The sequence below is a fragment of the Halomonas sp. Ps84H-12 genome, assembly GCF_024124725.1.
GTDB classification, from domain to species: Bacteria; Pseudomonadota; Gammaproteobacteria; order Pseudomonadales; family Halomonadaceae; genus Vreelandella; species Vreelandella aquamarina.
The window spans coordinates 41,607-65,080 of record NZ_JAMXSJ010000019.1; the positions used below are offsets into that span (position 1 = coordinate 41,607).

The following is a 23,474-nucleotide window of genomic DNA, read 5'->3' on the forward strand; positions in this document are numbered from 1 at the left end:
AAGGGCTTGCTATTCACAAGCTGTATCCGTACTATATGCATCCGTTCGGACGGGTCGTTAGCTCAGTTGGTAGAGCAGTTGACTTTTAATCAATTGGTCGTAGGTTCGAATCCTACACGACCCACCATCCGAAATAAGCAAGCGCATCAGGTAGTAGTTCGACCAATGCTTTGTTTTTAATATGTGTTTTGATGTGAGTTAGTGTAGAATTTGCTAGTCGTTTTTGATTAGCGCAGCAAAATTTGGGTCGTTAGCTCAGTTGGTAGAGCAGTTGACTTTTAATCAATTGGTCGTAGGTTCGAATCCTACACGACCCACCAAATTCCGACGCCCTTGGTAGCTTGCTGCCAGGGGCGTTTTGCTATGTGCATCGTGGTGCATGGCGAAGTGACGTTGTGCTTGCAGCAACGAAGGGTTGTCCACCACAATGTCATAACAACGACGTTATTGTCCTGACTCTCAGCAGTCAGGTTGGCAGCGTGCCACCGCGAGAGACGCAGCGGTCGTTGCCCCGAGTGCGGCGCATGCGGAGCGCATACGCCGTGACTGGTGTTTAACAGGGGGATTCCCTGTTCGTCACAGTGGTAGACACAATGACTATGATGACCTCTCAAGCTGAGCTAGACGCTCCGCTACCAAGCCCATACTGTCCTACCCGTATCCCTGCGGAAGACGAAGCGCGAGTGGCTGAGATCAAGCAGTTGCTCAAGGCGAATAACGCCGTTTTGGTAGCGCATTACTATACCGACGACGCCATTCAGCAGTTGGCCGAAGAGACTGGTGGCTGCGTAGCTGATTCCCTGGAAATGGCCCGCTTCGGTGCCCGTCACGATGCCACCACGCTGGTGGTTGCAGGCGTGCGCTTTATGGGCGAAACGGCCAAGATCCTTTCCCCAGAAAAGCGTGTGTTGATGCCTACGCTCGAAGCGACCTGCTCGCTCGATATTGGCTGCCCGATTGACGAGTTCAGCGCGTTCTGCGATGCCCATCCGGACCGTACCGTGGTGGTGTATGCCAATACCTCGGCGGCGGTAAAAGCGCGTGCCGATTGGGTCGTGACCTCTTCGATTGCCGTGGAGGTCATTGAGCACCTGCAGGCGAAGGGTGAAAAGATTTTGTGGGCACCGGATAAGCATCTGGGTGGCTATATTCAGAAAAAAACCGGTGCCGACATGCTGATGTGGGACGGTGCCTGCATCGTGCACGAGGAGTTCAAGGCGAGAGGTATCGAGGATCTAAAGCGCCTCTACCCAGATGCCGCCGTGCTCGTGCATCCGGAATCGCCGGAGGCCGTCGTCAAGCTGGCCGATGTGGCGGGTTCCACCTCGCAACTGATCAAGGCGGCGAAAACCCTGCCCAACGAGCAACTGATCGTAGCGACCGATCGCGGCATTTTCTTCAAGATGCAGCAGGCGGTGCCTGGCAAAACGCTCTTTGAAGCGCCCACTGCCGGTAACGGCGCGACCTGCCGCAGCTGTGCCCACTGCCCGTGGATGGCGATGAACGCGTTGGATAATTTGGCTGGCGCGCTGCGTGAAGGCAGCGGCGAGATCTTTGTTGATGATGCCTTGCGTCAGCAGGCGTTAAAGCCCCTTGAGCGTATGCTGAACTTTAACGCTTAAACATTAGCGCTTAAGTATCAGCGCTTTAATATCAGTACAACGTTTCTGCTGTAAGCCAAAAGCCCGAACGCGATGCGTCGGGCTTTTTTGTATGTTTTGCATGTGCTTTAGGGCGCTAAAACTTCTCTAGCGCCTCTCGGTACTCAAGAAACGCTTCTCTGCGCTGTTCAATGCGCGCTAGCGCCTGAGTGTCGTTTTCCTGCTGGGCGGCGTCTTTGGCAATACTTAACTGTCGAATGCCGCGGTCCACTCGACCGGTAAGCTGCAGGTGCTCGGCGCGGGCCAGGTGACCCCAGCCGTTAAACCCGCTGCGCCCGGCGGCCTCTGCCAGCAGGTTGAAGCCCTGGGGGCTTTCCGGGTGCTGCGTGGTGATATCTCGAAGCAGATCGTAAGCCGCTTCTGGATCGCGCTGTAGCTGCGCCTCCGCTAGGGTCAACTGAGCAGGCAGATAGTTAGGCATCAGCCGCAGCAGCCGCTGGCTGCGGGAAATGGCCTCATCGTAGCGTTGGGCTTCAAGGGCTACGTTCGCCGCGGAGGCGGGCAGCATGCCGTAATCAGGAAGCTCGTTGGCAAGCTGGTCGAGGGTTTGCAGTGCGCGGTCGGTTTGGCCATTGTGCGCATCAATGAGTGCATTGATATAACGCAGCGCAGGCTCCTCGGCATCCTCCTGCGCCAGCCGCGAAGCCGCTTGTTGGGGCGTGTTGCGGTAAATGCTCAGCAGGGCGCGAGCGCGCATCATGTCGTAGAGCGTATCGCTGGTGTAGCGGCTGGCCACGCTAAGCTGAGAAACCCGCGCTTGGGCGTCGCTCAGGCGGCTATCTGACACAGGGTGGGTCAATAGAAATTCAGGCGGCGTGCCGCCTTGAAGCCGCGACAGGCGCTGCATGGTATCGAACATACGCACCATGGCCTCTGGGTCGTAGCCTGCCTCTGCCATGGCCTGTAGGCCAATACGGTCAGCCTCCTGTTCAAAACGTCTGGAGTAGGTGAGCTGGTCCTGAATAAGCGCCGCCTGAGAGCCCATGGCGGTGGCAATGCCTGCATCGCCGCCGCCGCTGGCAGCAATCAGCATACCGGCTAGCATAGCCGCCATGGCGGGCAGCTGGGTCTGTTCTGCACGGGCGCTGCCACGGGCGTAGTGGCGTTGGGAAAGGTGGCCAAGCTCGTGGGCAATCACCGATACAAAAGCGCCTTCATCTTCAGCAAAGGCAAACAGCCCTGAATTAATGCCCACCACGCCGCCGGGCACCGCAAAGGCGTTGAGCGAACGGTTATCCACCATCACCGTGGTGGTTTGCAGGCTGCCGAGCTGGCTGTAAGGAGCCAGGCGTGCCACCAGGCTCTCCAGGTAGTCGCTGACAATAGGATCCTGCCACTGTGGGGCCTGGGCACGAAACTGGCGCAGCCATGCGCGGCCAAGGCGAAACTCTTCATTGCTTACCGATACCGGTGCGCCCCCTAAACTGGGCAGTTGATAGTCGTCATAGCTGTGGCTGGGCAAGCTAACGCACAAAGCGCTGAGCGAGAGCGCAAGCGTGCAGGCCCAGCGAGAGTAGGCGGGTCTAAAATGCAGCATGACATCCCCATTCGTTCGAATAATAGGCACGGCTAACAACGGTGTGACATTGATTCAGGCAGGGAAGTGCCGTTAAATCAATATCGCAGTGGGCATCGCAAAAAAACAGTTTATGCAACAATGCGATGGTTATGTAGCCATTGAACGATTTAGCACCATGGAAGCGGCCTTTGGGGGAGAGTATGTCTGAGCAAACAGCGTCAGGGTTAGCCGAAGGGCTTAAGCCCGATCAAGTGTTGGACGCCACCGGATTGCACTGCCCGCTACCGCTTTTAAAGGCGAAGCAGGCATTGGCGGGTCTGGCGCCGGGCCAACTGCTGGAAGTAAGTGCGACCGATGCGGGTTCGTGGCGGGATATGGCGGCATTTACTGAGCTAAGCGACCATGTGATGGAAGCGCGGGTGCAGCGCGGCGACGTGTATGTATTTTGGATTCGTAAAGCAGGGAACACCCACTCATGACCATGCGCAGTATTCTGAAAAGTTGGGTAGAGCGCTACTTTTCAGACGAAGAGGCGTTAATTCTTCTGGTGGTGCTGGTGGCAGGGTTTGCCGCCATTATTTGGTTTGGCCGCATGTTGGCACCGTTCTTTACCGCGTTGGTGCTGGCGTTTTTACTGCAAGGCGTGGTTAGCGCGCTCACGCGACGTCGAGTGCCGCATTTGCTGGCTGTCATTATGGTGTTTTTGGCATTTGTCAGCGTGCTGCTCACGCTAGCGTTTATCTTGATGCCGCTGATCTGGAATCAGCTGGTCGGGCTCGTTCAAGAGACGCCGCGCATGTTTGCCAGCGGCCAGGGCTGGCTAGATCAGTTGCAGGAGCGCTTCCCTAATATCGTGACGCCTGATCAGATGCAGAGCTGGATTGGCGTCGCCGGGCGGGAAATTAGTCAGCTAGGTCAGCGCGCCTTGACGCTCTCGTTGACCTCGCTTGGCAATGTCATGTCGTTGATCATCTATTTGGTGTTAGTGCCGATTTTGGTCTTTTTTATGCTGAAAGATCGTGAGGCGCTGGTGGGCTTTACGCTCTCGCTGCTGCCGCAGAAGCGTACGCTGCTGACGCGCATCTGGCATGAAATGGATCGCCAAATCGCCAACTATATCCGCGGTAAGTCCATTGAGATCGTCATCGTCGGCACGGTGGCGTATATCACCTTTGCCTTTTTTGGCTTGCCCTATACGGCGCTACTGGCCGTGCTGGTCGGTTTTTCCGTATTGGTGCCCTACATTGGCGCGGCGGTGGCAACCATCCCCGTGGCGGCGGTAGCGGGCTTCCATTTCGGTATTAGCGAGCAGTTTGTCTACGTTTTAGTGGCCTACGGCGTGCTGCAGGCACTGGATGGCAACGTACTTGCCCCCGTGCTGTTCTCAGAAACCAATAACATCCACCCAGTCTCGATTATCGTTGCGGTGCTGTTCTTTGGCGGTATTTGGGGATTCTGGGGGGTGTTTTTTGCCATCCCGCTTGCCACGCTGCTGAAAGCGCTGGTGTATGCATGGCCAAGAGGGCTTGAAGGCCGACAAACATCGCAGGTGCCACCGCTGAAGCAGGATTAGCCGTGAGCATGGCTGTGCCCGATATGGGCACAGCCAGCGGTGCATTATTACTGGCTATTCAGTGCCTGCGCCGCGCTTAGTACCTCATCTACGTGGCCAGGAACTTTAACGCCGCGCCACTCTTGGGCAAGCTTGCCATCCTGGTCGATCAAGAAGGTGCTACGCTCGATGCCCAGGTGCTCTTTGCCGTACATTTTCTTGAGTTTGATCACATCAAACAGCTGACAAACGGTTTCGTCTTTGTCGGAAATCAGTTCAAAGTTGAAATCCTGCTTGGCTTTGAAGTTTTCCTGGGCGCGCAGACCGTCCCGGGAGACACCGATGACCACGGTGTTGGCAGCATCGAAGGCAGTTTTGCGATCACGGAAGTCGCCGCCCTCGGTGGTGCAGCCTGGCGTGCTGGCTTTCGGATAGAAGTAGATGACTACCTGCTTGCCACGCAGTTCCGACAGCGTGATGGTGGTGTCGCCGGTGACTGGGGCGGAAAAATCAGGGACGGGCTGGCCGAGTTCAATCGCCATAAAGGCTCCTTATGGGGGTGACTTTCATAGAAAATTACACGCAAGCGCTGCGCTGCTGTCAAAGCGTTAAGTAAACTCGCAGCGCTTTACGCTGTACAGGCTCGAATCGCCTGAGTACCATTTGCTGTTTGTGGGCAGGGGTGATCGCGCTCCTTCAAAGTATCAACGCCGCGTCTTAACTCAATGTACGTCATTGCACCCTACGTGGCAGCTTGATTTCAACTTTTTGCAGGTGAGGAAAATACGGATGATCACAGGCAGCATTGTCGCCCTGGCGACGCCGATGAAAGTCAATGGCGACATCGACTGGGAGGCGCTTCGTCGTCTGGTGAACTTCCACCTCGATAATGGCACTGATGCCATCGTCGCTGCGGGCACCACGGGTGAACCCACGACCATGTCCTTTGCTGAGCACTTTGATGTGATCCGCAGCGTGGTTGAAGAAGTCAATGGTCGCATTCCTGTCATTGCCGGTACCGGGGCGAACGCTACCTCGGAAGCCGTTGAGCTGGCGCGCTACGCCAGTGAAGTGGGCGCGGACTACTGCCTATCCGTCTGCCCCTACTACAATAAGCCTACCCAGGAAGGCCTGTACCAGCACTTTAAAGCGGTCGCTGAAGGTAGCAAACTTCCGGTCATTATGTACAACGTTCCTGGCCGCACTTGCTCCGATCTCTACAACGAGACGGTGGTGCGCTTAGCGGAAGTGAACAACATTATCGGCCTGAAAGATGCCACCGGGAACCTTGAGCGCGCTGAGGATCTAATCTCACGCCTGAAAGGCAGCGATTTCATGCTCTACTCGGGTGATGACGCAACGGCCTGCGATTTCATGCTAATGGGTGGGCATGGTGATATCTCCGTGACCGCGAACGTTGCCCCCAAAGCCATGCATGACCTGTGCGCGGCTGCTGTGGCGGGCGATGCCGATAAGGCTCACCAAATTAATACGCGCTTGATGCCGCTGCACACTAACCTAGGCATTGAATCTAATCCCATTCCCGTAAAGTGGGCGCTGCACCGCATGGGTTACATGGAAGCAGGTATACGTCTGCCGCTGACGTGGCTGTCGGAGAAGTACCACGGCACGGTAAGCGAAGCACTGCAGCTGGCGGGCGTCGTAGAGGAGTAACCCGGCGCTCGAAACCCTTTTGCTACCCGGTGATGGCATGGCCTTCCGGGTAACTGATCTGTTGACTGTTAAGGTGGCTTGATGAGCTCTGTGCTTGAACAACGTGCGCTTAAATGGATACCGCTGGCACTCGCAGCTGCTGTCACACTGGCAGGTTGCGCGCGCGATGGTTATTACCACGACCGCAACTTGGACTACACCGAAGCGGCTCCTGCGCCGCCCCTCGTGCTGCCTGAAACCCGTAATACGCAGCGTTACCAAGATGCCATGCCCGTTCCCCAGGTAGCGTTGCAGGGTTCACAGCTTGACGAACCGGCAGAGATTGAACCGCCGCAGTCGTTGGCCATTGGTGGTGGATTAGAGCCTGAGTACGTTGAGCGCCGTCAGGTGGGCGATCAAAGTTGGTTAGTAGTTGCCGCCGATCCCGGTACCGTTTGGCCACAACTGGAAGCGTTTGTACGCAGCCGCCAGCTTCCTGTTCAAGAGAGCAGTGCCAACCAAGGCGTGATCGTGACCCCGCAAGCGACGTTGCGCCTGCAGAGTGCCCTACGCGCTGGTAGCAGCGAAGTGCGCTGTGACCAGAGTGGGCAAAGTGCTGAGAGCTGCTTAACGGCACTAGAGCAGTATCTGGGCGCGCGTAGCGCAACGGCTAGCTCCTCTTCCTGGACCGCTCAGCGCTTGGCTAGCGAGCAAACGCTGCAACTGCGTCAACAGGGCGATGAGTGGGAAGTGCTGATTCCGCAACCCACCGACCGCGTTTGGGCGGAGCTGAACCACTACCTCTCTCTTGATTTCACCCAAGAGGGGCAGCGTAATCTGCTCGCGACCTCCGCCGATGACTATGAGTTCTTGGTGGAGTACATGACGGAAACTGAGCGTGGGCGCAACCCGCTGCAGATCGTCTTTAGCCCTGATGTTCGTCGCATGTCTCAGCAGATTCGACTAGCGCTTGAGCCCAACGGTGACCAGACCGTGCTGCGGGCTATCAACGCCAGCGAGCGTAGTTTTAGCGCTGATGATCAGCGCGAGTTGCTTGAGCGCGTCTCCGGCTACTTACGTTAACCCTTTGACTCTCACTTTCTCACGGAGCCTCCATGGAAAAGCGCCAAGAACTCTATGCCGGCAAGGCAAAATCTGTCTACACCACTGACGATCCTGACCTGCTGGTACTGCAATTTCGTGATGACACCAGCGCTTTCGATGGTAAAAAGAAAGAGGCGCTGGCCCGTAAGGGGATGGTGAACAACATTTTTAACGCTTTCATCATGGAGCGTTTAGAAGAGGGCGGTATCCCGACGCATTTTGAGAAGCAGCTTTCCGACAACGAAAGTCTGGTCAAAAAAATGCAGATGATTCCGGTCGAGTGCGTGGTGCGCAACATTGCCGCAGGTGGTTTGGTGAAGCGACTGGGCGTGGAAGAGGGGATTGCCCTTAACCCGCCGACCTTTGAGCTGTTCTTAAAGAACGATGAGAAGGGCGACCCGATGATCAATGAGTCGCTGGCGGAAACCTTTGGCTGGGCAACCCCCGAGCAGCTCGCCAAAATGAAGACGTTAACTTTTAAGGTGAATCACATCCTCAAACAGCTGTTTGCCGAAGGCGATATGCTGCTGGTGGATTACAAGCTGGAGTTCGGTGTGTTCAAAGGCGAGGTGGTACTGGGTGATGAGTTCTCCCCGGATGGCTGCCGTTTATGGGATGCCAACACCCGCGAGAAGCTGGATAAGGACCGCTTCCGTCAGGGGTTGGGTGGCGTCATTGAAGCCTACGAAGAAGTCGGCCGTCGTCTAGGGATTACCTTTCCCGCCTAACGTGTTTCGTTAGTCAGCGTATCGATCGCCACCACCTTCAGGGTGGTGGCGTCGTTTTCAAGGGGTGTTTCTTTTACCGCTTGGAATTTCACGTCTACATCCCGCAGTCGCACCCCGAAAATGCGCTCGCTCTGCCCTTCACGCTGGTAGGCCGGTCGTGGGTCTTGGCCTAACACCTGTTCTATCAGCGTGTGCAGCGATGCGCCGTCGGCGCGGGCGGCAAGGCTGGCCTGGGCGGCCTGGCTAAAGCTCACGGGCAGCAGTGACGGGGCGCTGGGGGCAAATCCCGCCCGCGCCTCGGGCTTCGCTTCGGCCCAGGGCAGGTAGGGTTTAATATCGACCACTGGCGTGCCGCTGACCAAGTCACAGCCTGCCAAGTGCAAACTCACCCCTTGCTGAGTATCAATGTGCGATAGCTCAATCAGCGAAAGCCCCAACCGGTTAGGGCGATGGGTGCTGCGGCTGGCAAAGACGCCGACTTTACGGTTGCCACCCAGGCGCGGCGGGCGCACTAAGGGCGTCCACCGGGTTGGGCTTTGATGAAAGATGAATGATATCCATAGGTGGCTAAAGTCTTCCAAGCCCCGTACGGTGAGAGGATCATCAAACGGCGCTGTGAGTACTAGACGTGCATTGGCCGCTGGCGCTAACCCAGGCTGGCGGGGGACGCCGAATTTATCCGGATAGTCGCTGATGATATGACCAATGGGCGTCAGCGCAAATGACGCGCTATCTGAACGATCGTGCATAGCACTGCCTTTTGAAGGTTGGTCGGTGCCAACGTGGTCAACGAAGTCGTGGGTATTTAGTAATGTAGCGATGAGTATAAAATAGCCAACTGGCGGCAGACAGTGAGTTGTCCGTTGCCAGCCGCTAAATCGCATTGAGGCGAAGCATGTTGAAAACGAACGAACGCGCACCATCCCCTGCGCCCACCGCCCGCGTTACCTATCGCGCGGCATTAGCCAAGGATGCCGCTGATCAGGCGGAAGTATTTTACCATGCCGTCATGCAGGGGGCGGCCACCCATTACGGGTTGGATGAGCGCCGCGCCTGGGCCAATGCGCTACCCCGCGAGGCGAGCGCTTGGGCGGCGCGCCAAGCGCTATATACTACGCTGGTAGCCGCTTGTGATGGCCGGTGCGTCGGTTTTTTAGAGCTTAATATCAGCGCTGGACGTATTGAGACCCTCTACGTGTGGCCGTCATTAGCGGGACGCGGCATAGGCACCACGCTACTGATCCATGCCGAGCGTATTCTGCTGGAACATGGCGTGTCTCAGGTGGAGATTGAAGCAAGTTTGGTGCTTTATGAGCGCCTGCTGCGCCGAGGGTTCGATAACCTCGGCGAGCAGTGGGTGGAACGCAGTGGTGAAATGCTGCGCCGCTACCGGCTGGTGAAACAGCTCAGCGCCGTAGAAACCTAACGACTAAACGTTAAAGGTTTGAGTGATCCGCATCGACAGGTCAATGGATTTGACGTCTTTCGTCAGCGCGCCGCTGGAGATGCAATCGACCCCCGTGTCGGCAATCGCTCTCAGCGTAGAGTTATCTACGTTGCCAGAGGCTTCCAGCGTGGCACGGCCGCCGTTGATTTCTACCGCTACGTGGAGATCTTCAATGGCGAAGTTATCCAGCATAACGATGTCGGCACCTGCCGCCAGCGCTTGGTCCAACTCCTCGAAGGTTTCGACTTCCACTTCTACCGGCAGGTCGCTGGCTAGTTTTCGGGCCTGCGCCACGGCGGCCTGAATGCCACCACAGGCCGCGATGTGATTCTCCTTGATCAAGAAGGCATCCCACAGGCCCAGGCGGTGATTATGGCCACCGCCACAGGTGACTGCGTACTTTTGTGCCAAGCGTAGCCCCGGTAGCGTTTTGCGGGTGTCCAGCAGGCGTACGCCGGTGCCTTCGATCAGGTCTACATAGCGGCGAGTGGCGGTGGCCGTGGCAGACAGCGTCTGCAGAATGTTCAGCGCTGCGCGTTCACCGGTCAGCAGGCTACGGGCCGGGCCTTCAATCTCTAAAAAACACTGCTCCGCATCTAAAACATCGCCGTCAGCAGCCTGCCAGCGTAATGTCACGCGGCTATCCAAACGACGAAAAATTTCATCAACCCAGGCAACTCCGCAGAGCACGGCAGGTTCACGGGTGATCACCTTAGCGGTTGCCCACTGGTTCTCAGGAATCAGCTGAGCCGTGATATCTCCCGTGCCAACGTCTTCCGCTAACAGGCGGGCAGCACAGGCGCGAATCTCTTCAGCAAGAGCAGTTTGATAATCCATAGCGGTGAGGTCTCTGGGCGTCGTCTTCGATGACGGGCATTATAGTGAAACAGAACGCTAACGTAGAGGAGCGTGTGCGATCATGAACCAAGAAAACAGGGCAGGGCAGTGGTCCAGGGCACGGCAGGTAGCGTCGCCTAACCAGGATGCACGCCCTCACGGCGAGGTATCGCTGCTGCTCTTGCACGCCATTAGCCTGCCGCCAGGGCAGTTCTCGGGCGATGCCATCGAGGCGCTATTCACCAATCGACTGCCCCCGGACGGACACCCTTTCTTTGCCGAGATCGCCCACCTGCGGGTATCGGCCCATCTGTTGATCCGTCGCGACGGCGAGTGCGTTCAGTTCGTCGATACCGACCAGCGTGCCTGGCATGCCGGTCGCTCCTGCTGGTGGGACCCTGCGCTGGGCGTATGGCGATCCAGGCTCAACGATTTTTCTGTGGGCATCGAACTTGAGGGCGATGATTGCACTCCCTTTACCCAAGCGCAGTACACTTCCCTCGTCGACGCGGTGGGGTGGCTGATGGCTCGCTACCCGGCTTTGACGCCACAGCGAATCACCAGCCATGCCAAAGTAGCGCCGCTGCGTAAAACCGATCCAGGGCCCGCCTTCGATTGGGCGTATTTCCGCCAGCGATTGTCACAGGCGGCCTTTAAACGATAAAAGCGTGGGTTAAAAAGTAGCGTTAAGTGGTTCTTGAGGCAGACAATAAAACGGTAGTTTAACTACATTCAGAAGGCGTTAGTCGCAGCGACAAAGGTCTTATAAAGCGCTTATGTTGCAGTGCAATAGTTTGTTTTCGATGGCTTTTTGCGGCGTGCCGGAATTGGCAGCGTGGCGACTTTGCGGTATCTTCGCATATACAAAAGGCTAATTTTTACCAAATACCTGTAGCTTAACTACATTCATGAAAGCGTAGCTCATTGAATGTAGGGTGAAAATCCCCTGCTCGATGCATCGCGTCGGCTATTCACAGGCCTGTGGTGGCCAAACACTGCAGCCGCCCCAGGCCCGAAGGGTTGGCGGGGCTCATTGTCATTTATCGTCATTCGGAGAGACCTCTATGAGTCTGGAGACAAGAGAAGATCTCGATCCGGTCGAAACCACGGAGTGGCTGGAATCCCTGGAATCGGTACTGGATCGTGAGGGCGAAGATCGTGCCCGCTACCTGATGACCCGCCTGGCGGATCGCCTGCGCCGGGACGGGATGAAGGTGCCCTTCTCGGTGACAACCCCCCACCGTAATACGATCCCGGTTCATCGCGAAGCGCCCATGCCGGGCGACCTGTTCATGGAGCGTCGCATTCGTTCCCTGATTCGCTACAACGCGATTGCCCAGGTGATTCGTAACAACCGGGCCAACCCGGGCCTGGGGGGCCACATTGCAAGCTTCATGTCGTCCGCCACGCTGTACGACGTGGGCTTCAACCACTTCTTCCGCGCCCCCAAAGGCGACTTTGAAGGCGACCTGATTTATATCCAGGGCCACGTGGCACCGGGTATCTATGCGCGCTCCTTCCTGGAAGGCCGCCTGACCGAAGAGCAGATGGACAAGTTCCGTCGTGAAGTCGACGGCGATGGCCTCTCTTCCTACCCGCACCCGTGGCTGATGCCGGACTACTGGCAGTTCCCCACGGTCTCCATGGGTCTTGGCCCGATTCAGGCTATCTACCAAGCCCACGTGATGAAGTACCTGCATCACCGTGAGCTGAAAGACATGCACGACCGCAAGATCTGGTGCTTCATGGGCGACGGCGAGTGTGACGAGCCGGAATCCCTAGGCGCGATCTCCCTGGCGGGCCGTGAGAACCTCGATAACCTGATCTTCGTGATCAACTGTAACCTGCAGCGCCTGGACGGCCCGGTACGCGGCAACTCCCGCGTTATGGACGAGTTCGAAGGCGTCTTCCGCGGTGCCGGTTGGAACGTGATCAAGGTCGTTTGGGGTCGTCTCTGGGATCCGCTGTTCGAGAAGGATAAGAAAGGCATCCTTCAGAAGCGCATGGACGAGGCGGTCGACGGCGAGTACCAGAACTACAAGGCGAACGGCGGTGCTTACACCCGTGAGCACTTCTTTGGTAAGTACCCAGAAACCGAAGCGATGGTCAAAGACCTCTCCGACGAGGATATCTGGAAGCTCAACCGGGGTGGCCACGACCCGTTCAAGGTCTACGCGGCTTACCACGAAGCGGTCAACACCAGCAACGGCAAGCCCACGGTCATCCTGGCGCACACCGTTAAAGGGTACGGCATGGGCAGCGGCGATGGCGAAGCCGCCAACGAAGCCCACCAGGTCAAGAGCATGGAGTACGAAGCGCTGAAGAAATTCCGCGACCGCTTCGGCATTCCGCTCACCGACGAGCAGCTCAAAGACGTGCCGTACTACAAGCCGGAAGAGGACTCTCCCGAGCTCAAGTACATGCACCTGCAGCGCGAGCGTCTCAACGGCTACCTGCCGAGCCGCCGCAGCGATTTCGAAGCGCTGGAAATCCCCAGCCTGGAAGACAAGACGTTTGCTTCTCAGATGGGCGGTTCTAAAGGCCGCGAAATCTCAACCACCATGGCCTTCGTGCGTATCCTGAACGGCCTGGTGAAAGACAAGCAGCTGGGCAAGCAGGTTGTGCCGATTGTCCCCGATGAGGCCCGTACCTTCGGTATGGAAGGCATGTTCCGCCAGCTGGGTATCTACACTGCCGAAGGTCAGAAGTACGAGCCGGTCGATAAAGGCCAGATCATGTACTACCGCGAGGACCAGAAAGGTCAGGTACTCGAGGAAGGCATTACAGAGGCAGGCGCGATGTCGGCGTGGATCGCCGCTGCGACTTCCTACAGCAACAACAACATCACCTTGCTGCCGTTCTACATCTACTACTCGATGTTCGGCTTCCAGCGTATTGGTGATTTGGCATGGGCCGCAGGCGACCTGCAGGCGCGTGGCTTTATGGTCGGCGGCACCGCCGGGCGTACCACGCTCAACGGCGAAGGCCTGCAGCACCAGGATGGCCACAGCCTGATTCAGGCCTCCACCATCCCCAACTGCCGCAGCTACGACCCGACGTACGCCCATGAAGTTGCGGTCATCGTGCAAGACGGTCTGAAGCGCATGTTCACGGACAAAGAGAGCTGCTTCTACTACCTGACCGTGATGAACGAGAACTACGAGCACCCCGAGCTTGAGAACGTACCGGCCGACGACATCGTCAAGGGCATGTACCTGCTTAAAGAGACCCAGGGTGACAAAGGGCGCGTTCAGCTGCTGGGTTCCGGCACCATTCTGCGTGAAGTGGAAGCTGCCGCTGAGCTGCTGGCCAACGACTGGGGCATCGGGGCGGACATCTGGAGCGTGACCAGCTTCAACGAGCTGCGTCGTGAAGCGCTGCTGCTGGAGCGTGAAGCGTTCCTCAACCCGGATGCCGAGGCCAACAAGCCCCACGTTACCAAGTGCCTGGAAGGTCGTGATGGCCCGGTGATTGCGTCTACCGACTACATGAAGCTCTACGCGGATCAAGTACGTGCTTGGGTGCCCAGTGATTACACCGTGTTGGGTACCGACGGCTTTGGTCGTTCTGATACCCGCGAGAAGCTGCGCTACTTCTTCGAAGTAGACCGCTACTTCGTCACCGTTGCTGCGCTGCGTGCGCTGGCCGACCGTGGTGAGCTTGATCGCAAGCAGGTTGGCGAAGCGCTGAAGAAATATGGCATCGATGCCAACAAGCCGAACCCGCTGACCAGCTAAACCGCTGCCCGGCGGACAGATGTCCGCCGGCTCGATCCGATTTGGAAGGAGCGCGACCTTGAGTAGCGAAATCATCAAAGTTCCCGACATCGGTGGGGATACCGATGTCGAAATCATCGAGATTGCGGTGTCAGAAGGCGACGTCATCGAAGCGGAAGACACCCTGATCACTCTGGAATCCGACAAAGCCAGCATGGATGTACCGGCCCCGAAAGGCGGCAAGGTGGTCAAAGTGTTGGTGAAAGAGGGCGATAAAGTCTCCGAAGGCGACGATATCGTTGAGCTGGAAGTGGAAGGTGGCGGTGAGAGCGATGCCGAGCCAGAAGCCGCCGCAGAAGACAGCCAGCCCGAAGCCGACGCGCCCGCCAAGCAGCCAGAAGCGGCCCCTGCGCCGAAGAAAGCCAGCGGTGGCAAGCAGACCGTCGACATCAAGGTGCCTGACCTTGGCGGCTCCGATAACGTCGAGATCATCGAAGTCGCCGTGAGCGAAGGCGATGACGTCAACGCTGAAGACCCGTTGATCACCCTGGAGTCTGACAAGGCTTCCATGGACGTGCCTAGCCCGCACAGCGGTAAGATCGTGTCGCTAACGGTGAAAGAGGGCGACACCGTTTCCGAAGGCGACGTGATTGGCCAGATGGAGATCGCGGGCGAAGGTGACGATACCGACGACGCGGACGCGCCTGAGCAGGCTGACGAGTCTGCCACCGCTAACCAATCTGCCGACGCCGAAGACGATGCGGCCGAAGAAGAGGGCGGCAGCGGCGAGCCCGAACGCAAAGAGATTCGCGTGCCGGATCTGTCAGGCTCTTCTGACGTGCCGATTATCGAAATTGGTGTTGCCGCTGGCGATGAAGTTGACATCGAAGACCCGCTGATCACTCTGGAGTCTGACAAAGCCTCCATGGACGTGCCAAGCCCCTTCAAGGGCAAGATTCTGGAGCTCACCGTCAAAGAGGGTGATACGGTCTCCGAAGGTGACGTGATCGGCTATATGGAAGTCGCGGGTGCCAAGAAAGCCGCACCCAAAAAAGCGGCTCCTGAAAAGGCGGATAGCAAGCCGCAGAGCGCACCCAGCGCCAAGCAGGCTTCTCCGGCGGGTTCTCCCAGCCCCGAAGCGCAAATGGCCGCGCATAAGCCGCGTGACGGCAAGCTGGTTCACGCAGGACCCGCAGTACGCATGCTGGCCCGTGAGCTAGGCGTCGACCTTGGCCTCGTGAAGCCCAGCGGCCCGAAAGACCGCGTGCTGAAAGAGGACGTACAAGCGTACGTTAAGCAAGCCATTGCGAACCAGGGCAAAGCCCAGGCAGCCGCTCCTGCTGCCAGCGGTGGTGCAGGTATCCCCGCCGTGCCGGAAGTCGACTTCAGCCAGTTTGGTGAAGTGGAAGAGAAGCCGATGGGTCGCCTGCTCAAGATGGGCGCAACGAACCTGCACCGCAGCTGGCTCAACGTACCCCATGTGACTCAGTTCGATGAAGCCGACATCACCGAGCTTGAGAACTTCCGTAAAGCTATGAAGGCGGAAGCCGAAGCCCAGGGAGCCAAGCTCACGCCGCTGCCCTTCCTGGTCAAGGCGTGTGCCTTTGCACTGCGCAAGTTCCCGCAGTTCAACGTCAGCTTGAAAGGCGACGGCGATACGCTGGTATGGAAGAAGTACGTCCATATCGGTATCGCGGTGGATACGCCGGACGGTCTGATGGTGCCCGTGCTGCGCGACGCCGATAAGAAGTCCTTGATTGAGATTGCCAAGGAGATGGCGGAGCTGGGCAAGAAAGCGCAAACCAAGAAGCTCAAGCGGGAAGAGATGACCGGTGGCTGCTTCACCATTTCGAGCCTGGGTTCGATTGGTGGCACGGCCTTCACGCCGATCGTCAACGCCCCTGAGGTCGCGATCTTGGGTGTATCGAAAGCGCAGATGAAGCCGGTATGGGATGGCAGTGCTTTCCAGCCGCGCTTGATGATGCCGCTGTCACTCTCCTACGATCACCGCGCGATCAACGGTGCGGATGCAGCGCGATTCACCGCCTTCCTGGCGGACGTGCTCACCGATATCCGTCGCTTGCTGCTGTAAGCGATCATACGAGCAAGCCACAAGCGGCGCCCTTTCGGGCGCCGCTTGTGTTTAAACGGCTTAGCCGTGTAAACGGTGGCTTGGCGCAAACAGGGTGACCAAAGTACTAACGCTGGCCACTTTGCTGTTTTTGCTCAAAAAAACACAAAATAATCGTGCTCTCAGGCTTTTGGGGAGTTGTGTCGCCTGAACGGCACGGTTATTGTCGGTTCATTGATTTCATCTATCACTACCATTCAAGACGATCATTCAAGGAGCAGTGCCATGCGTTTAATCCTGTTGGGTGCCCCCGGCGCAGGGAAGGGGACTCAGGCTCAGTTTATTTGTGAGCAGTTCAAGATTCCCCAAATTTCCACCGGGGATATGCTGCGCGCCGCTATCAAGGACGGCACTGAGCTGGGCCTGAAGGTTAAAGAGATTATGAACAGCGGTGGTCTGGTGTCGGATGACATCATCATCGACCTGATCAAAGAGCGTATTAGCCAGCCCGACTGTGAGAATGGGTTCCTGTTTGACGGCTTCCCGCGCACCATTCCTCAGGCAGATGCCATGAAGGAGGGCGGTGTGAAACTCGATCACGTACTGGAAATCGCCGTGCCGGATGAAGAGATCGTCAGCCGTTTGGCAGGTCGCCGCGTACACCCGGCCTCTGGTCGCGTGTATCACATCGAGCACAATCCGCCCAAAGAACCGGGTAAAGACGATGTGACCGGTGAAGCGCTGATCCAGCGTGAAGACGACCAAGAGTCCACGGTGCGTAACCGCCTGTCGGTCTACCACGAACAAACCGCGCCGCTGGTGGACTACTACCAGCAGTGGGCGAAAGAGGACCCGGCCGCCGCGCCGCAGTATCACCGCGTCGAAGGCGTGGGCAGCGTGGCGGACATCACGCGCCAGGTGAAAGAAGCGCTGAGCTAAGCGCGCCGCAGCGTCACGTGTCACGATGGCCCGCAGGCTTCCTGCGGGCCATCGTCGTTTCAGGCGTGTGACGGTATACTAGAGGCCTATTTTTACGGAGTGCAACACCGCTATGTCGTCGTTATACCTTCTGGCACTGGATGCCTCCTCCAGCGCCTGTTCTGCGGCTTTGCTCCGCCAAGCAAGCGGTCAGCGTGACTGTTTGGCGCGCTATGAAATGACGCCACGCGCGCACACCAAGCGCTTGATGCCGATGGTGGATGAGCTGCTCGCTGATGCGGGCATTGCCCCACAAGCGCTGAACGCCATTGCGTTCGGGCGTGGCCCCGGTTCGTTTACCGGCCTGCGCATTGCGGCCGGTGCTGCCCAAGGCCTGGCGTTTGGCTTGGACTGCCCGCTGCTCGGCATTTCGACCTTGGAGGCGCTCGCGCTACAAGCGCATCGGCGTTATCACTTTCGCCATGTAGTCACCGCGTTGGATGCGCGCATGGGCGAAGTGTATGCGGCCACCTGGCACTGCTTGAACGATACCCTAAGCTTACAAAGTGACGAGGTCGTCATCGCGCCCAGTGCATTCTGCTTGCCGGCCGACGAGACCGATTGGGTGGGCGTAGGCTCGGGCTTTAGCCTGTGGGATGAGTTTGCTGTCGGCGTGCAGGCCAGTATGTCGCAACATCTCACGGACTTAGAACCGCGCGCAGAGGAGATGGCCTGGCTGGCCGCGCGCGACTTGGACGCAGGCTTAGGCCGGGCGGCCCATGAAGCGCAGCCGGTGTACTTGCGCAATAATGTTGCCTGGAAAAAACCGGCATGAGCCAGCCGGTGCCACAGGTGGCCCTGCCGCCAGGGCTAACCCTGGGGTATGTGAATGGTCAGCTTGCCTTAGCGGGGGATGAGCGCCAGTACGGCAAGCCGCTCAGCGTTGATTTTGTCTCGGGCAAGGCCGCGCACCGCCGTCAGTTCGGCGGCGGCCGTGGGCAATTGGTGGCCAAAGCCTGCGGGCTTACCAAGGGCATCACGCCGAGCGTGGTTGATGCCACAGCAGGCCTTGGCCGCGACGCCTTTGTGTTGGCAAGCCTAGGCGCGCAGGTGCTAATGATTGAGCGGGTCGAAGCCATTGCGGCGCTGCTGCAAGATGGCCTTGAACGTGCCGCTAGCGCAGATGAAACGGCATTGATTGCCGGGCGAATGGCACTTCGCCATGGCGACGCCGCGGAACAGTTGGCAGCTCTCATCGCTGATGCTGAGTTTGCGCCTCAGGTCATTCATCTGGACCCCATGTTCCCCCATCGCGAAAAGTCCGCGCTGGTGAAAAAAGAGATGCGCGTGTTTCGTGAGCTGGCCGGGGATGATGACGATGCCCCGCGCTTATTAGCAGCGGCGCTGGAGGTGGCAACCCACCGCGTGGTGGTGAAACGCCCGCGTAAGGCGCCGCCCATTGCTGGGCCTGCGCCGCAGCACACGCTGGAAGGCAAAACGAGCCGCTACGATCTGTACGTTCATCGTTCACTCAGCCGCTGAGCGTGGATGAAGCAGCGTAGCAAGAGAAGGAGTCTCTATGCAGCACGAGTGGCGAGAAGGAAATCGTGTGATTCTGCTGCCGGAAGCATCGCGCTTTTTACCGGCGATGTTTGAGGCGGTGAGTCAGGCGCAGCACTACGTGCTGGTGGAGCTCTATTTGATGGAGTCCGGCGAGCTCGCAAACCAAGTCATTGACGCGTTAGAAGCCGCAACGCGGCGAGGGGTGAAAACCTATCTATTGCTAGATGGCTATGGCGCCATGGGGTTGGAGCGAAGCGACCGTGAACGTTTGCAGGCAGCGGGCGTGGCCTTGCAGCTGTTCAACCCGATTGGCTTCCACTCGCTGGCACGCAATCTTAGCCGTGACCACCGCAAGATCGTGGTGGTGGATGGCGAGGTAGCCTTCACGGGCGGGTTTGGCGCGGTGGATGAATTCCTGGAGGCCTGGTACGAAATCGCCGCCCGGGTCGAAGGGCCCGTGGTGGCCGACTGGGAGGCGCTGTTTCGTCGCTTGTGGTGTTCGCGGCTGACCCGCTATGCGTCCCCGCAAGGGCCGCGTCTGGCACTGCCGGAGGCGCGGGTAGCCGAGCCGCAGGAAGAGGGTGTCAGGGGCAGGGTCATCTCGGGGCGTGGCTATCGCTACCAGGCCATTCGGCACTCACTCTACGCGCGGGTCCACCAGTCTCGCCAACGACTGTGGTTATGTACGCCCTATTTTGTGCCGACATTTGCGCTGCGTCGTCGCCTGATTCGAGCCGCCCAGCGAGGCGTCGACGTTCGTCTGCTACTGCCCGGTGCCAAGCACGACCACCCCGGCGTGCGCTATGCGGGTCAGCGTTTTTATCAAGGGCTGCTGAGAGCGGGCGTGCGTATTTTCGAGTTCCAGCCGACTTTTATACACGCCAAGTTCGTCCTGGCCGATGAGTGGGTTAGCCTCGGCTCCTGTAACTTTGACCACTGGAACCTACACTGGAACCTAGAGGCCAATCAGGAGATCGAGGACTCGGCGTTTGCCTGCGAAGTGCAGGCGCTTTTCGAGCGTAACTTTGCCGCCAGCCAAGAGGTGGATGCCCATGCCTGGGCCGCGCGGCCCTGGTGGCAGCGCGCCCGGGAGTGGGTATATGGCGCGCTGGATGGCCTGGTGACGCGGCTCAAGTAGCGGCTACTTGCGCTTTTTGCCCTTGGCAGGGGTTTTCTTGCGGGGCTTGGGTTTGGGCGTCTCGGGGGGTACGCGGTAGTGCAGGTAGAGGTCGAGCACCAGTTCGGGCAGCTGGGCCACCAGCGCTTCCTGATTGGCCTGATCGCTGGCCATCTCGGCCATGTCGGGTTCGTCGTCAAACAGACCCGAGAGCAGCATGAAGGGCAGCAGCAGGGTGGCGGCTGCCTCTTCGTCATCCTGGAACCAGGCGCTCTCGTCGCTGAATACGCCCTCCATAAAGCCTGCACACCAGTCGCCAATAGGGGTTTCCTCGGCGGGCAGGCCATCCAGCGTTAGCTCGAAGGGCAGCTCCGGTAGGCCACCTTGCTCCAGTACCGCCATGGTGTTGTCGCGCAGTAGCGTCAGCAGCTGGATGATCTCTTCGCGCTCGGCGGCGTCGCGGTAGTTGGGTTCGCCTTGGAATAGCTCCTCTAGCCACTGCTCGGTGGGCTGCTCGCTAGGGGCAACCGCCAAGGCGACTAGAAAGCCATGGGCCGAGATCAGATCGAGGGCATCTTCGCCCACTTGCTCTGAATCGAGAAAATCATCCAGCCTGTCGAGCTGTTCATCATCAAGCAGCGGCTGAGGCGGGGCATTGTCGGGCGAGTTTGCTTCGGTCACGGTATTGCGCTCTGCCATGGGGAGCCTCGTGGTCAACGTCATCTTTGAAAACCGCTGTCGATCCGTCACAATCGAGCAACGTTACTAATGGCTAGTTTATCACTAATGAAGACGTCACCACTGCCCCCTTGGCCGCGCGATGAGCTCATGTCGCGTTCTCATGACGCGCTGCTTCAGGCGGCTCAAGAGCGCGTGGCGCAGGCCCTGGCACGCTGCCGAGAAGTCTACCCAGCGCTGCCAGCCCCAAAGGTATGGTTTGATTTGAAAGGTGCTTCAGCAGGGCAGGCGCATCTTGGGCGGGGTGGACTACGCTTTAACCCAGTGCTGTTGAAAGACAATCGACAGGCCTTCTTCGATGAAGTGATTCCCCACGAGATGGCCCACTGGCTGGTCTTTCATCTGGCCAACGGCACGCGCTTAAAGCCCCACGGCCGCGAGTGGCAGTCAGTGATGCGAAATCTGTTTGGCTTGGTGCCACGGGTGACTCACCGCTTTGATATTCAGCGTTCCCAACCGCGTCCTTATCGGTATGAGTGTGGCTGCCAAGTCCATCATTTTACCGCCAGACGTCATGCCTTGGTGGTAAAGGGGCGTCGTTATCGTTGCCGCCATTGTGATCAGACCTTGGTCTACAGCGCATTTAAAAACCTGTGATGCTATTTTAAATCATTGTTTTTAAAATAAAAAATGATAATACCAATGTCTAAAGGGAAGCCGTTCAGGACAGGTTTATGCTAGGTGAATATTACGCGCGTCGGTGTAGTCAATAATAAGGCCGACACCATTTTCTAGAGAGTGCAACTTCACGGACAAAGGCAATTTCATGAGCGAGCATAAAAACGTCTATCCAGTGCGCGATAGCATCGCTGCCAAGGCATGGGCCGATAAAGATAAATATGCGGCAATGTATCAGCAGTCCATGGACGACCCAGAAGGTTTCTGGGGCGAGCAAGCAAAACGCCTCGACTGGATTAAAACCCCCAGCAAAATCAAAAACACCTCGTTCGCCCGAGATAACGTCGATATCCGCTGGTTTGAAGACGGCGAACTTAACGTCGCGGCGAACTGCTTAGATCGCCACCTAGAGAAGCGTGGCGACCAAACGGCGATTATTTGGGAAGGCGATAACCCCAACGAATCCAAACATATTAGTTATCGCGAACTTTACGAGCGCACCAATCAGCTAGCAAACGGCTTGAAATCGCTGGGTGTTCAGAAAGGCGATACAGTAACGCTGTATATGCCGATGATTCCCGAAGCGGCCATGGCCATGTTGGCCTGCGCCCGTATCGGTGCGGTGCACTCGGTGGTATTTGGCGGCTTCTCGCCAGACGCTGTGGCCCAGCGGGTCATCGGCGCAGATTCCAAACTGGTGATCACTGCCGATGAGTCGGTTCGCGGCGGCAAGCATGTGCCGCTGAAAGAGAACGTCGACTCCGCGCTCAAGCGTGACGGAACCGATGTGTGCAAAAACGTGCTGGTTGTGAAGCGCACCGGCGGTGAGATCGACTGGCAGGAAGGCCGAGATATCTGGTTTGATGAGCTGGTCGACAAACAGTCCAGCGAGTGCCCGGCCGAGGCGATGAACGCGGAAGACCCGCTGTTCATTCTCTACACTTCAGGCTCCACCGGCGCGCCGAAAGGCTTGAAGCACACTACCGGCGGTTACCTGACTTACGCCGCCATGACGCATCAGTATGTGTTCGACTATCAAGAGGGCGAAATCTACTGGTGTACGGCGGACGTGGGTTGGGTGACCGGCCATAGCTATATCGTTTACGGTCCGCTGGCAAACGGTGCCACGACGCTGATGTTCGAGGGCGTACCGAGCTATCCGACCCACGGTCGCATGGGTGAAATCGTCGATAAGCATCAGGTCAATATCCTCTACACCGCGCCCACAGCCGTGCGTGCGCTGATGGCTCATGGCGACAACGTGATGGATTCCAGCAAGCGTGATTCGCTGCGCTTACTGGGGTCGGTGGGGGAGCCGATTAATCCCGAAGCGTGGGAGTGGTTCTACCGCGTGATCGGCAACGAGAAGTGCCCGATTGTGGATACTTGGTGGCAGACAGAAACCGGCGGCATCATGATTGCGCCGCTGCCGGGGGCCACCGACCTGAAACCAGGCTCGGCGACCACGCCTTTCTTTGGCGTCAAACCTGCCCTGGTCGATAACGAAGGCCACCAACTCGAAGGAGCCACCGAGGGCAACCTGGTGATTCTGGACTCCTGGCCGGGGCAAGCGCGCTCTATTTGGGGCGATCATGAGCGCTTCGTTCAGACCTATTTCTCTACCTACGACGGCATGTACTTCACGGGCGACGGCTGCCGTCGTGATGAGGATGGCTACTACTGGGTCACCGGCCGGGTGGACGACGTGCTGAACGTCTCCGGCCACCGCATGGGCACCGCCGAGATCGAGTCGTCGCTGGTGGCGCACTCTGCCGTGGCCGAAGCGGCTGTAGTGGGCTTCCCCCACGATATCAAAGGCCAGGGCATCTACATCTACGTGACCCTGAACGACGGTATCGACCCCACGGACGAGCTAAAGAAAGAGCTGACCCAGTGGGTGCGTAAAGATATCGGCCCTATTGCCTCGCCGGATGTTATCCAGTGGGCGCCGGGGCTGCCGAAAACGCGTTCAGGTAAAATTATGCGCCGCATTCTGCGCAAAATTGCCGCCAACGAGTGCGATGGTCTGGGCGATACCAGCACGCTGGCAGACCCGTCGGTGGTCGATGACCTGATCGAACATCGTGCCAACCAGTAAGGGAAGCACCCCCATGAATCGTCTTGTGGGGGCTGTTTTCAATGACCAGCGTCACGCCTGGATTTATTGAATCAGGGAAAACTGCGTTAGTCTGTTGCGGTGCCGGCCATGAGCCGGCACCGCTGTTTCTGTTT

21 protein-coding genes and 2 tRNA genes are annotated in these 23,474 nt (G+C 58.0%); 18 read left to right on the plus strand and 5 right to left on the minus strand.

Annotation, left to right across the window (positions count from 1 at the left end):
* Positions 1–51: 51 nt before the first annotated feature.
* The 3 genes from NH344_RS10675 (at position 52) to nadA (ending at position 1,622) form a co-directional block, all read left to right on the plus strand.
* Positions 52–127 (plus strand) — tRNA-Lys (locus tag NH344_RS10675).
* A gap of 117 nt (positions 128–244) precedes the next feature.
* Positions 245–320, plus strand: a tRNA-Lys gene (locus NH344_RS10680).
* A gap of 273 nt (positions 321–593) precedes the next feature.
* Entirely contained in the window at positions 594–1,622 is a 1,029-nt protein-coding gene (gene nadA / locus NH344_RS10685; protein WP_044628741.1) for a quinolinate synthase NadA, read from the plus strand.
* Positions 1,623–1,737: 115 nt separating this feature from the next.
* Here nadA and NH344_RS10690 read toward each other — a convergent pair whose 3' ends face one another.
* Entirely contained in the window at positions 1,738–3,198 is a 1,461-nt protein-coding gene (locus NH344_RS10690; RefSeq protein ID WP_253027896.1) for a M48 family metalloprotease, read from the minus strand.
* Positions 3,199–3,380: 182 nt separating this feature from the next.
* Here NH344_RS10690 and NH344_RS10695 point away from each other — a divergent pair, with 182 nt between their 5' ends.
* Both NH344_RS10695 and NH344_RS10700 read left to right on the plus strand, forming a co-directional pair.
* Positions 3,381–3,659: a sulfurtransferase TusA family protein gene (locus NH344_RS10695; protein WP_044628739.1), complete on the plus strand. Its 279-nt coding sequence runs from the start codon at positions 3,381–3,383 to the stop codon at positions 3,657–3,659.
* A complete protein-coding gene (locus NH344_RS10700) occupies positions 3,656–4,753 on the plus strand; it encodes an AI-2E family transporter (RefSeq protein ID WP_044628738.1) in 1,098 nt (365 codons plus the stop codon). Before NH344_RS10695 ends, NH344_RS10700 begins: the two co-directional genes overlap by 4 nt.
* A gap of 47 nt (positions 4,754–4,800) precedes the next feature.
* Here NH344_RS10700 and NH344_RS10705 read toward each other — a convergent pair whose 3' ends face one another.
* The gene (locus NH344_RS10705) at positions 4,801–5,274 is read right to left on the minus strand and encodes a peroxiredoxin (RefSeq protein WP_253027897.1); all 474 of its coding nucleotides are present in this window, start codon (positions 5,272–5,274) and stop codon (positions 4,801–4,803) included.
* A gap of 247 nt (positions 5,275–5,521) precedes the next feature.
* On the opposite strand from NH344_RS10705, the gene dapA reads away from it, so the two are divergent.
* The 3 genes from dapA (at position 5,522) to purC (ending at position 8,217) form a co-directional block, all read left to right on the plus strand.
* Positions 5,522–6,406 carry a 4-hydroxy-tetrahydrodipicolinate synthase gene (dapA, locus tag NH344_RS10710; protein WP_044628736.1) on the plus strand — a complete coding sequence of 295 codons (885 nt, stop codon included), beginning with the start codon at positions 5,522–5,524 and terminating at the stop codon, positions 6,404–6,406.
* A gap of 81 nt (positions 6,407–6,487) precedes the next feature.
* Complete coding sequence (bamC, locus tag NH344_RS10715) at positions 6,488–7,468, plus strand: outer membrane protein assembly factor BamC (protein WP_062362210.1); 981 nt, start codon at positions 6,488–6,490, stop codon at positions 7,466–7,468.
* Between the two features lie 32 nt (positions 7,469–7,500).
* Complete coding sequence (gene purC, locus NH344_RS10720; RefSeq protein ID WP_044628734.1) at positions 7,501–8,217, plus strand: phosphoribosylaminoimidazolesuccinocarboxamide synthase; 717 nt, start codon at positions 7,501–7,503, stop codon at positions 8,215–8,217.
* Here the strand turns inward: purC and tsaA are convergent.
* Positions 8,214–8,966 (minus strand): tRNA (N6-threonylcarbamoyladenosine(37)-N6)-methyltransferase TrmO, encoded by a 753-nt coding sequence (tsaA, locus tag NH344_RS10725; protein ID WP_062362213.1) that lies wholly within the window; start codon positions 8,964–8,966, stop codon positions 8,214–8,216. The two genes, purC and tsaA, sit on opposite strands and share 4 nt — an antisense overlap.
* 146 nt (positions 8,967–9,112) lie before the next feature.
* Between tsaA and NH344_RS10730 the strand changes: the two genes are divergently transcribed.
* Positions 9,113–9,643, plus strand: coding sequence for a GNAT family N-acetyltransferase (locus NH344_RS10730; protein ID WP_058577142.1), 531 nt, complete (start codon positions 9,113–9,115; stop codon positions 9,641–9,643).
* A gap of 3 nt (positions 9,644–9,646) precedes the next feature.
* Here the strand turns inward: NH344_RS10730 and nadC are convergent, their stop codons facing one another.
* A complete protein-coding gene (gene nadC / locus NH344_RS10735) occupies positions 9,647–10,501 on the minus strand; it encodes a carboxylating nicotinate-nucleotide diphosphorylase (RefSeq protein WP_062362216.1) in 855 nt (284 codons plus the stop codon).
* Positions 10,502–10,583: 82 nt separating this feature from the next.
* On the opposite strand from nadC, the gene ampD reads away from it, so the two are divergent.
* The 7 genes from ampD to NH344_RS10770 all read left to right on the plus strand — a co-directional run bounded on the left by ampD (position 10,584) and on the right by NH344_RS10770 (position 19,907).
* Positions 10,584–11,165, plus strand: coding sequence for a 1,6-anhydro-N-acetylmuramyl-L-alanine amidase AmpD (ampD, locus tag NH344_RS10740; RefSeq protein WP_062362219.1), 582 nt, complete (start codon positions 10,584–10,586; stop codon positions 11,163–11,165).
* A gap of 400 nt (positions 11,166–11,565) precedes the next feature.
* Positions 11,566–14,238 carry a pyruvate dehydrogenase (acetyl-transferring), homodimeric type gene (aceE, locus tag NH344_RS10745; RefSeq protein ID WP_253027898.1) on the plus strand — a complete coding sequence of 891 codons (2,673 nt, stop codon included), beginning with the start codon at positions 11,566–11,568 and terminating at the stop codon, positions 14,236–14,238.
* A 58-nt stretch (positions 14,239–14,296) separates the two neighbouring features.
* On the plus strand, positions 14,297–16,309 hold the full coding sequence (gene aceF / locus NH344_RS10750; protein ID WP_044628728.1) for a pyruvate dehydrogenase complex dihydrolipoyllysine-residue acetyltransferase: 2,013 nt from the start codon (positions 14,297–14,299) through the stop codon (positions 16,307–16,309).
* Between the two features lie 264 nt (positions 16,310–16,573).
* The gene (gene adk, locus NH344_RS10755) at positions 16,574–17,227 is read left to right on the plus strand and encodes an adenylate kinase (protein WP_253027899.1); all 654 of its coding nucleotides are present in this window, start codon (positions 16,574–16,576) and stop codon (positions 17,225–17,227) included.
* Between the two features lie 112 nt (positions 17,228–17,339).
* Complete coding sequence (gene tsaB, locus NH344_RS10760; protein ID WP_044628726.1) at positions 17,340–18,041, plus strand: tRNA (adenosine(37)-N6)-threonylcarbamoyltransferase complex dimerization subunit type 1 TsaB; 702 nt, start codon at positions 17,340–17,342, stop codon at positions 18,039–18,041.
* Positions 18,038–18,748, plus strand: coding sequence for a class I SAM-dependent methyltransferase (locus tag NH344_RS10765; protein ID WP_044628725.1), 711 nt, complete (start codon positions 18,038–18,040; stop codon positions 18,746–18,748). The genes tsaB and NH344_RS10765 overlap by 4 nt, the downstream gene beginning before the upstream one ends.
* Positions 18,749–18,785: 37 nt before the next feature.
* Positions 18,786–19,907, plus strand: coding sequence for a phospholipase D-like domain-containing protein (locus NH344_RS10770; protein ID WP_044628724.1), 1,122 nt, complete (start codon positions 18,786–18,788; stop codon positions 19,905–19,907).
* Between the two features lie 3 nt (positions 19,908–19,910).
* Here NH344_RS10770 and NH344_RS10775 read toward each other — a convergent pair whose 3' ends face one another.
* A complete protein-coding gene (locus tag NH344_RS10775; protein WP_044628723.1) occupies positions 19,911–20,585 on the minus strand; it encodes a YecA family protein in 675 nt (224 codons plus the stop codon).
* A gap of 129 nt (positions 20,586–20,714) precedes the next feature.
* On the opposite strand from NH344_RS10775, the gene NH344_RS10780 reads away from it, so the two are divergent.
* Both NH344_RS10780 and acs read left to right on the plus strand, forming a co-directional pair.
* Positions 20,715–21,221 carry a SprT-like domain-containing protein gene (locus NH344_RS10780; RefSeq protein WP_228168337.1) on the plus strand — a complete coding sequence of 169 codons (507 nt, stop codon included), beginning with the start codon at positions 20,715–20,717 and terminating at the stop codon, positions 21,219–21,221.
* Between the two features lie 169 nt (positions 21,222–21,390).
* On the plus strand, positions 21,391–23,340 hold the full coding sequence (gene acs, locus NH344_RS10785; RefSeq protein ID WP_044628721.1) for an acetate--CoA ligase: 1,950 nt from the start codon (positions 21,391–21,393) through the stop codon (positions 23,338–23,340).
* Positions 23,341–23,474: the final 134 nt, after the last annotated feature.

Excerpts from the sequence above, each read along its gene's own strand:
- nadA (WP_044628741.1), top strand. The coding sequence starts at position 594 with ATGACTATGATGACCTCTCAAGCTGAGCTAGACGCTCCGCTACCAAGC.
- NH344_RS10690 (WP_253027896.1), bottom strand. The coding sequence starts at position 3,198 with ATGCTGCATTTTAGACCCGCCTACTCTCGCTGGGCCTGCACGCTTGCG.
- NH344_RS10695 (WP_044628739.1), top strand. The coding sequence starts at position 3,381 with ATGTCTGAGCAAACAGCGTCAGGGTTAGCCGAAGGGCTTAAGCCCGAT.
- NH344_RS10700 (WP_044628738.1), top strand. The coding sequence starts at position 3,656 with ATGACCATGCGCAGTATTCTGAAAAGTTGGGTAGAGCGCTACTTTTCA.
- NH344_RS10705 (WP_253027897.1), bottom strand. The coding sequence starts at position 5,274 with ATGGCGATTGAACTCGGCCAGCCCGTCCCTGATTTTTCCGCCCCAGTC.
- dapA (WP_044628736.1), top strand. The coding sequence starts at position 5,522 with ATGATCACAGGCAGCATTGTCGCCCTGGCGACGCCGATGAAAGTCAAT.
- bamC (WP_062362210.1), top strand. The coding sequence starts at position 6,488 with ATGAGCTCTGTGCTTGAACAACGTGCGCTTAAATGGATACCGCTGGCA.
- purC (WP_044628734.1), top strand. The coding sequence starts at position 7,501 with ATGGAAAAGCGCCAAGAACTCTATGCCGGCAAGGCAAAATCTGTCTAC.
- tsaA (WP_062362213.1), bottom strand. The coding sequence starts at position 8,966 with ATGCACGATCGTTCAGATAGCGCGTCATTTGCGCTGACGCCCATTGGT.
- NH344_RS10730 (WP_058577142.1), top strand. The coding sequence starts at position 9,113 with ATGTTGAAAACGAACGAACGCGCACCATCCCCTGCGCCCACCGCCCGC.
- nadC (WP_062362216.1), bottom strand. The coding sequence starts at position 10,501 with ATGGATTATCAAACTGCTCTTGCTGAAGAGATTCGCGCCTGTGCTGCC.
- ampD (WP_062362219.1), top strand. The coding sequence starts at position 10,584 with ATGAACCAAGAAAACAGGGCAGGGCAGTGGTCCAGGGCACGGCAGGTA.
- aceE (WP_253027898.1), top strand. The coding sequence starts at position 11,566 with ATGAGTCTGGAGACAAGAGAAGATCTCGATCCGGTCGAAACCACGGAG.
- adk (WP_253027899.1), top strand. The coding sequence starts at position 16,574 with ATGCGTTTAATCCTGTTGGGTGCCCCCGGCGCAGGGAAGGGGACTCAG.
- tsaB (WP_044628726.1), top strand. The coding sequence starts at position 17,340 with ATGTCGTCGTTATACCTTCTGGCACTGGATGCCTCCTCCAGCGCCTGT.
- NH344_RS10765 (WP_044628725.1), top strand. The coding sequence starts at position 18,038 with ATGAGCCAGCCGGTGCCACAGGTGGCCCTGCCGCCAGGGCTAACCCTG.
- NH344_RS10770 (WP_044628724.1), top strand. The coding sequence starts at position 18,786 with ATGCAGCACGAGTGGCGAGAAGGAAATCGTGTGATTCTGCTGCCGGAA.
- NH344_RS10775 (WP_044628723.1), bottom strand. The coding sequence starts at position 20,585 with ATGGCAGAGCGCAATACCGTGACCGAAGCAAACTCGCCCGACAATGCC.
- NH344_RS10780 (WP_228168337.1), top strand. The coding sequence starts at position 20,715 with ATGTCGCGTTCTCATGACGCGCTGCTTCAGGCGGCTCAAGAGCGCGTG.
- acs (WP_044628721.1), top strand. The coding sequence starts at position 21,391 with ATGAGCGAGCATAAAAACGTCTATCCAGTGCGCGATAGCATCGCTGCC.